This window comes from Ruminococcus sp. RTP21204st1_B2_RTP21204_210225, from assembly GCF_040914135.1.
Classification (GTDB): domain Bacteria; phylum Bacillota; class Clostridia; order Oscillospirales; family Ruminococcaceae; genus Hominimerdicola; species Hominimerdicola aceti.
In genome coordinates, this window is sequence record NZ_JBCPGA010000033.1 from 20,214 (window position 1) to 28,183 (window position 7,970).

Annotated in this window: 6 protein-coding genes; 5 read left to right on the top strand and 1 reads right to left on the bottom strand. The window is 45.0% G+C overall.

Annotated elements, in window-relative coordinates; all coding sequences use genetic code 11:
- Positions 1-44 precede the first annotated feature (44 nt).
- Positions 45-1,697, top strand: coding sequence for a glycosyl hydrolase (locus AB5123_RS10675; RefSeq protein WP_038672298.1), 1,653 nt, complete (start codon positions 45-47; stop codon positions 1,695-1,697).
- 122 nt (positions 1,698-1,819) lie between these two features.
- Here the strand turns inward: AB5123_RS10675 and AB5123_RS10680 are convergent, their stop codons facing one another.
- Complete coding sequence (locus tag AB5123_RS10680) at positions 1,820-4,495, bottom strand: YfhO family protein (RefSeq protein WP_368364812.1); 2,676 nt, start codon at positions 4,493-4,495, stop codon at positions 1,820-1,822.
- Between the two features lie 232 nt (positions 4,496-4,727).
- On the opposite strand from AB5123_RS10680, the gene AB5123_RS10685 reads away from it, so the two are divergent.
- The 4 genes from AB5123_RS10685 to AB5123_RS10700 all read left to right on the top strand — a co-directional run bounded on the left by AB5123_RS10685 (position 4,728) and on the right by AB5123_RS10700 (position 7,829).
- Positions 4,728-5,363: a peptidylprolyl isomerase gene (locus AB5123_RS10685; protein ID WP_117925072.1), complete on the top strand. Its 636-nt coding sequence runs from the start codon at positions 4,728-4,730 to the stop codon at positions 5,361-5,363.
- Positions 5,364-5,576: 213 nt separating this feature from the next.
- Positions 5,577-6,356, top strand: coding sequence for a transporter substrate-binding domain-containing protein (locus AB5123_RS10690; protein WP_022287636.1), 780 nt, complete (start codon positions 5,577-5,579; stop codon positions 6,354-6,356).
- Between the two features lie 68 nt (positions 6,357-6,424).
- Positions 6,425-7,117, top strand: coding sequence for an amino acid ABC transporter permease (locus tag AB5123_RS10695; RefSeq protein WP_022287637.1), 693 nt, complete (start codon positions 6,425-6,427; stop codon positions 7,115-7,117).
- Entirely contained in the window at positions 7,104-7,829 is a 726-nt protein-coding gene (locus AB5123_RS10700; RefSeq protein WP_022287638.1) for an amino acid ABC transporter ATP-binding protein, read from the top strand. Before AB5123_RS10695 ends, AB5123_RS10700 begins: the two co-directional genes overlap by 14 nt.
- Positions 7,830-7,970: the final 141 nt, after the last annotated feature.

A 7,970-nucleotide genomic window follows, 5' to 3' on the forward strand; every position in this document is an offset into this window, starting at 1 on the left:
ATGAAAATTTGAATATTTTAATTAGTAATGATAAGGAGAACATTATGCGTGAAATAATGAAAAGAACAGTTGCTGCCGTTATGGCAGTGCTTATCGCTTGTGCGGCAGCAGGCTGCAGCAGCACAGGAAACAGCAGCTCAGGCAGCTCGTCAGCAGGCGAGACTACCACTACAACAGCCCCTGTCGTTGAGGATATGGGCAATATCGACCTTTCAGACGTAACGACAGAGTATGACGTTCCTGAGGATTTCAGTTACGAGTCCGAGGCGGAAAAAGGAACTCTTTCGGGAGGTGCGGCAGTGCTTGATAAGAATTTTCTTGGTAAGTTTTCTGGCGATGGCTTTGTTTCCATAGGTTCATCGGGAGATATGGTGGAGTTCGAGATAGATTTTCCTGCAAAGGGAAGCTATAATATTACTCTCACAATGGCGGCAGACGGCGAGGGTCAGTCAAATCTTATCACTGTTGACGGTGCTGCGCTCACAAACTTCACATCGACCACAACAGAGTTTGGCGACACTATGGCTGAAAATGTGCTTATCGACGAAGGTACTCATAAGGTAGGCATAAAGGGCGACAACGGTCATATCTATATTGACAAGATAAAGATAACCCCAGCTCCTGCTATCGACCTTTCACAGTATGAGGTATCAAATCAGCTTTCAAACCCTAACGCTTCTGACGAGGCAAAAAGACTTTATAACTTCCTTACGGACGTTTATGGCAAGTATACTATCTCAGGTCAGTTTTCAGGAGATAACGAGGGCAAGGACTGCCGTGAGTTCAAGGAGATAAAGAAGCACACAGGCAAGACGCCTGCTATACTTGGTCTTGACGTTTCAAACCTTTCAAACAGCGCACTTTCACATGGCGCAGGCGGCGGAGATATGGTGCCATTGCAGGCTATGGACTGGTACAACAACGAAAACGGTATAGTTTCACTTTGCTGGCATTGGTATGCCCCTGATAAAAACCTGGAAAAGAACGGCGGAGCATGGTGGCAGGGCTTCTATTCTGAATATACAGACTTCGACCTTGCAAAGGCTCTCAGCGGCGAGGACAAAGAGGGCTACGATTCTATCATAGCAGACCTTGACCATATGGCAGGGGTGCTTAAAGAGCTTGCAGACGCAAACGTGCCTATCCTTTGGCGACCTCTTCACGAGGCGGCAGGCGACCCTAAGTATCCCGGCAACGCATGGTTCTGGTGGGGTTCAGCAGGAAAGGACGCATACATTCAGCTTTGGCAGCTCATGTATGACAAGTTCACAAACGAGTATGGTCTTAACAACCTGATCTGGGTATGGAACGCACAGAATCCTGACTGGTATCCGGGTGATGAGTATGTCGACATCATGGGCTATGACTGTTATCCTGCAGAGCAGGACAGCTCTTCACAGAAGTGGTATTATGACCTTGTGAAGTCAAGCACATCGACCAAAAAGATAATCGCAATGACAGAGAACGGCTCTATGTTCGACCCTGACGGAGCATTCAACGACGGCACACGCTGGGCGTGGTTCAGTACATGGAACGGCGAGTTCTGTATCAAGGATAAACAGCTTTCAGATCAGTACACCACATTTGACGAGTGGAACAAGATCTACAACAGCGAAAGAGTTCTCACCCTTGACGAGCTTCCAAACCTGAAATGCTATCCAATGGATACGGAAAAGTATCTGGAGGAGCATAAGTAAATTCGGATAAAATAAAAACTGCGGACGGCAAAATGCTATCCGCAGTTTTGTTATGTAGGGGAACGGCTCAATTTCTGTTTCACAGAAATGCGACGTCCTGAATTATTGTTCTGTACTATTTATCAGCTATAAATATTCAGTATGCAAGGTGCAACATAAACCACTATGATCACTATAGCTCCCGCACCGATAACAGCCACAAGTGCAGCGGCTTCCATAGTTTCTCCGAATTTCAGTTTCTTTCTTATGAAGAAATATCCTACTGTCAGCGCAATGCCTGCGATAGTCAGTATAAGACCTGCATAAAAGCCATTTGGCACGCTTGTTACAGTTATTGTGTTCTCGCCCTCCTGCAAGTCGAAGCTTACAAGGTCACCGAAAACCTTGTCATATGAAACAGCCTTGCCGTTGACCTTTATTTTCAGACCCTCCTGATATGGTATCTGAAGCACACATTTCTGTCCTGCCTTTGCGTTCACGCTTCCTGAAAGCTTGCCGTCACTGTCTGTAAGACCGGCGGTCTGTGCCTGCTCAAGTGCCTTTTCAAGCACATTGTGGTGAAGCCCGAAAACGCCGTAGGAACGGCAGCTTGTGATGTCTTTCTTCAAGGTCGCACGCACGTTGACGTGTTCATTTTCAAATTCCCCAAGCTTCAAAAGCCCGTTGCTCGATTGTGACGGATAATCCATCTGCATTACCTGACCGTTCACTGTTACCATGAAGCTTCCGTTTATATCCTCGCTGAGGCTGTTTGAAAGCTTGTCGAAGCAGTCAAAATAAAGTGTCTGCTTGTCTGTTACATCTATGCTGTAGTCCATGTAGGCTACATCGCCTGTGGTGTTGAGGGTGTAGTTCGGCTTAAAGTTACTGTCGTCCTGCACACCATAGATCGTGGTGTATTCGTAGTCTGTGATAAGCTCGTCACCGTTGCCGCCGAAAAGCTGTTCAAAAAGCTTTTTCTGAACGTCGCTTCTTGTGCCTGTGGAAAGCTCCTCACTGCCGCTCAGGTCAGCGTCGGTCACAATGCCAAGGGGGAGATAGTATTCTGTCGGCACTATCTCGTAGGTATCGTTTGAATATACAGCGTCAGCCGAGCCTGTACTTTTTTCAATAAGATATTTTACTGACAGCAAAGCGTCAGTAAGCTCCGTTCCTCCATATGAGCCTACCTCCATCCAGTAGGAGGAGTAACCAAGCTGTTTCATCATGTACATATAATCACGGCTTGTGAGGGAGGTGTAGTGGCTCAGGGAATTGTATCCCATTGGACCGACCAGATTGACCTCGAAAAGCTTGCTTGCGGTCTTTACTCTGTAAAAGCCCTCTGTTTCGTCAAGTCTGTCTGAAAGATCCATTATCTTCTGATGATTAGCCGCACGCTGAGGATTGTTCATGCTTGGGGATACCATATAAATGTTCACGTTTGCGTAGGACTCAGCCGCAACGAACATTGCAAGGAAGACAGCAAATATCTTCTTTGATATCCAGCCTTTTTTGTGTAGCAGAACGACAATCGCATAAAATGCCGCCGCCACAATGAAAAATTCAAGGCAAAGCTCAAAGGCGGTGCTGTCCTGCCAAAGACTTGAAGTGTATTTTGATATTCCCGAGCGGTTGTTTTCAACAAAGCCCTCAGAGAAGTTGTAAAAGCCGTAGATAAGTGCCGCAAGTATCAGGAATATAACAAAGTGGTCGCAGTTTTTCTTTCCTTTTGCCACTGCGTTTTCCGATGAAAGGAAATATCCTGCGCAGATAAGTGCGAAGAAAATGGTGATGAAAGCGTATCTGCATGGGAACGACATATAGCTTCCCGTGTGCCACATAAGGTTCGCAGGCTCTATTAAAATAGGTACGAGCATCAAAAAGAGCATTATAAGGTCGGTGTTAAGACGCTTGCTCCTCTTTTTGCCGTCAAGAAGAAATACCGCAACTATCACTATGACCGAAGCCGTTGACAACAGCAGGCAGAAGGTCGTGTAGTAGTTTGTGATGAATGAAGAAGTCTCAAGCTGTTGGATAACTGACTTTGAACGTCCGCTTGACAAAAACTGCAGGAAGCATGGTATCCATACCACCGCCGAAAGCAATGCACCAAGGAGCGAGCCTATAACAAATCTGCATGGAACGTCCTTGTATTTTTCTTCCTTGCGGTAACGCCAACAGCAAAGCGCCATGAAAAGCAGTATGAAAACAACTATCATGTAGCTGATGTAGTAGTTCACTATCATCATAAGTGTGAGCATGACAGTGTATGGGATAATGCGCTTTTTCTCAAAAAGCTCCCTGAACGCCACCATAAGAAGCGGGAAAAGATACATCATGTCGAGCCATATGTTGTTCTGATAATAGAGCATTCCATAGCCGCAGAATGCATATATGACGCTGAGTACAGCGCCAATGTAAGGGTCGAGCTTTTTTTGACAGGAGCGGAAATATATCTGCGCCGTGACAGCCGCCGTCATCATTTTAAGCACTGTGAGAATGTTCACAAGGTAGATTATGTCAGCCTTGTCAACAAAAAGCACAAGCAAGGTGTAGGGGCTTGCGATAAAGAAGAAGAAAACGCCCCACAGGTCCATTCCTCCTGCGTTGTGGAAGTTAAGGAACATTCCGTCCTTGCCTGTGAAAATATCCTTGAAGTCGGTGAGCAGAGGTATCACCTGCTGTGACATATCACACCATGATACAGTGCCGTCACCAAAAGGGTAAAGCCCATGCCGATAAAAAGCAAATCCCATTATGAGCAATACAGCCAGAGGTGGGAAGATAAAGGGCAGGGCTTTTTTCAGCTTATCCATTTTGTTCAGTCCTCCATACATAACATAGTTTTTATATTTTTCTTTAAAAAAACATTATAATTATACTCCATTAAGAGCCAAAAATCAATATTAAATAAGCCAACTTTAGGCTTCGTATGATGAAAATTCTGTGAAAAACATGGTCTGATGTTGATTTTTTTGCAGGGAGGTGCTATAATAGGCTAGTGAAAAGGCAGAAATGCCATTAATGATGATCGAAAGGACGATAAAAATGAAACTTAAAAAGCTATTCAGAGCATTGGCTCTTTGCACAGCAGGCGTGCTTGCCTGCGCAATTCTTACCGCTTGCGGAGATAAGGGTGACAGCTCATCACAGACCTCTGCGGCTGACACTGACAAGAAGTTCGTTATCACGCTTTACGCCAATGACGCACCTATCACCTGCGAGAACTTCGAGAAGCTGGTAAAGGAAAAGTTCTATGACGGACTTACTTTCCATAGAGTTGTAGACGGCTTTATGGCACAGGGCGGCGACCCTAACGGTGACGGCACAGGCGGAAGCAAGGAAACTATCAAGGGCGAGTTCTCAGCAAATGGTGTTGAAAACAGCCTGAGCCATACAAGAGGCGTTGTTTCAATGGCAAGAGCAAACGATATGGACAGTGCCTCAAGCCAGTTCTTTATCTGCTACAGCGATAAGGATACTTTCCTTGACGGACAGTATGCGGCTTTCGGCATGGTAACAGAGGGCATGGACGTTGTTGATGACTTTCTTAAAGTGGAAAGAACAACAGGTTCAGACAACGCACAGTCAAAGCCTGTTACGCCTATCACTATCGTAAAGGCTGAAATGATAGATGATGACGCAGACGGCAACCACAGAGTTCAGTTCACAATGAATTTCTAAGCTGATTTTCACAAAGAGGTGTCCCCATTGGGTGGATACCTTTTTTGTTTACTAAAATGGTTTGGCAAAACAAAAAATTCATAATTTATATATTAAATCACTGATAAAAGCTATTGCAAAAAGCCGTGTGTTCAGTTATAATATATGATATAGGTTTATGCACAGTCGGTATTGGAGGACTGTCGCTATTAATTTTTGAAAGGAATGTATGTTATGAAGAAATTTGCAGCAGGACTTATTGCAGTGGCAATGAGCGTTACAATGCTTGCAGGCTGCGGAGTGCCTGCTAATACAGTTCACAGCGTTGACGATCTGGAGGGCAAGACTATCGGTGTTCAGCTTGGAACAACAGGCGACATCTATGCCGAGGACGTTAAGGACGCTAAGGTAGAAAAATACAACAAGGGCGCTGATGCTGTTCAGGCTCTGAAGCAGGGCAAGATAGACGCTGTTATAATCGACGCTGAGCCTGCTAAGGTATTCGTTGAGAAGAATGACGATCTTGAAATACTTGACGAGCCTTTTGCTGAGGAAGAATACGCTATCGCTATGAAGCTTGACAACACTGAGCTTCAGACAGCTGTCAATGGTGCTCTCAAGGAGCTTAAGGCTGACGGAACGCTTGACGCTATCAAGGCAAACTACGTTGGCGAGAACGCTGGCAAGAACCCATACAAGTCCCCTGATAATGTTAGCAGAGATAAGGGTACGCTTGTAATGGCAACAAACGCTGAGTTCCCTCCATACGAGAGCAAAGAGAACGATAAGGTCGTTGGTATCGACGCTGATATGATGCAGGCAGTTTGCGACAAGCTTGGTTATGAGCTTAAGATAGACGATATGGCATTTGATTCTATCATCTCAGCCGTTCAGTCAGGCAAGGCAGACGTTGGCGTTGCAGGTATGACAGTTACACCTGACAGAGAGAAAAACGTTCTTTTCTCTGACACTTACACATCATCAAGTCAGGTAATAATCGTAAGAAAGAAATAATTTTTCACACTTCGGCTGTCGTAGAGCGGCAGCCGAAATTATTTTGATAAAGAACAGGAAGTGCTGAATTGAACAAATTGATCGACGATTTCCAGCAAAATTTTTTGGACGAGAGCCGTTGGCATTATCTTACCAATGGTCTTAAAACAACACTTATCATAACATTCTTTGCGGTCATACTTGGCTTTGTGTTGGGATTTCTTGTGGCTATAGTCCGCTCTACTCATGATAAGACAGGCAAAATGAAGATACTCAACGCCCTTTGCAGAGTGTATCTTACAGTGATAAGAGGAACTCCTATGGTAGTTCAGCTCCTTATAACATATTTTGTTATTTTCGGAAGCGTGAACATAGACAAGACTCTAGTGGCTGTGCTTGCATTCGGCGTGAACTCAGGCGCATATGTGGCTGAGATAGTCCGTTCAGGTATCATGTCAGTTGACAACGGTCAGTTTGAAGCAGGAAGAAGCCTTGGCCTTAGCTATCGTCAGACAATGATATCAATAGTTCTTCCGCAGGCTTTTAAAACTGTTCTGCCTGCCCTTGCAAACGAGTGCATAGTTTTGCTTAAAGAAACCTCTGTTGCAGGATATATCGCAATTCAGGACCTTACAAAGGGCGGAGATATAATCCGTTCTCAGACGTTCTCGGCATTCATGCCGCTTATAACAGTTGCACTTATTTACCTTATAATGGTAGTTGTGCTTACTCATCTGGTAGGAAAGCTTGAAAGGAGGCTGTCGCAAAGTGATAGACGTTAAACATCTCAGCAAGTCTTTCGGCGAGGTCGAAGTGCTGAAAGATATAAACGAAACTATCGACAAGGGCGAAAAGGTCGTTATCGTTGGTCCGTCAGGCTCAGGAAAATCCACCTTTCTCCGCTGTCTTAACCTTATGGAAAGACCTACTTCGGGAGATATTTTCTTCGAGGGCGAGAACATCACTCAGGCGAACGAGCATGAAATGAACAAGCTCAGACAGAGAATGGGCATGGTTTTTCAGCATTTCAACCTCTTCCCACACCTTACAATAAAAAAGAATATCACTCTTGCCCCTGTGAAGCTTGGCCTTATGACAGCCGATGAAGCCGACAAAAAGGCGGAGGAGCTTTTGGAAAGAGTTGGTCTGCCTGATAAGGCTGACGAGTATCCTTCAAGGCTTTCAGGCGGTCAGAAACAGAGAATAGCCATCGCACGTTCACTGGCGATGAATCCTGAGGTAATGCTTTTTGACGAGCCTACTTCTGCACTTGACCCTGAAATGGTGGGCGAGGTGCTGGAGCTTATGAAACAGCTTGCAAACGACGGAATGACAATGGTTGTCGTTACCCACGAAATGGGCTTTGCAAGGGAAGTTGCTTCAAGAGTTCTGTTTATGGCAGACGGAAAAATACTCGAGCAGAACAAGCCGTCAGAGTTCTTTGCACACCCTGAAAATCAGCGTTTGAAAGATTTTCTCTCAAAAATTATATAGAAGCCAACACCGCACAAGGGGCGTCTATCGTCTTTGTGCGGTGTTTTTTTGTTTGCAAATGTCTAAATGTAGGTTTGTCAATCATATTGGACACTATTATTAAGAAATTCGATAGGCGAAAACCATTTGAGGGGACGCATA

What these genes read in the sequence shown, in the direction of transcription:
- AB5123_RS10680 (WP_368364812.1), bottom strand. Translation starts at nt 4,495, where the DNA reads ATGGATAAGCTGAAAAAAGCCCTGCCCTTTATCTTCCCACCTCTGGCT.
- AB5123_RS10675 (WP_038672298.1), top strand. Translation starts at nt 45, where the DNA reads ATGCGTGAAATAATGAAAAGAACAGTTGCTGCCGTTATGGCAGTGCTT.
- AB5123_RS10685 (WP_117925072.1), top strand. Translation starts at nt 4,728, where the DNA reads ATGAAACTTAAAAAGCTATTCAGAGCATTGGCTCTTTGCACAGCAGGC.
- AB5123_RS10690 (WP_022287636.1), top strand. Translation starts at nt 5,577, where the DNA reads ATGAAGAAATTTGCAGCAGGACTTATTGCAGTGGCAATGAGCGTTACA.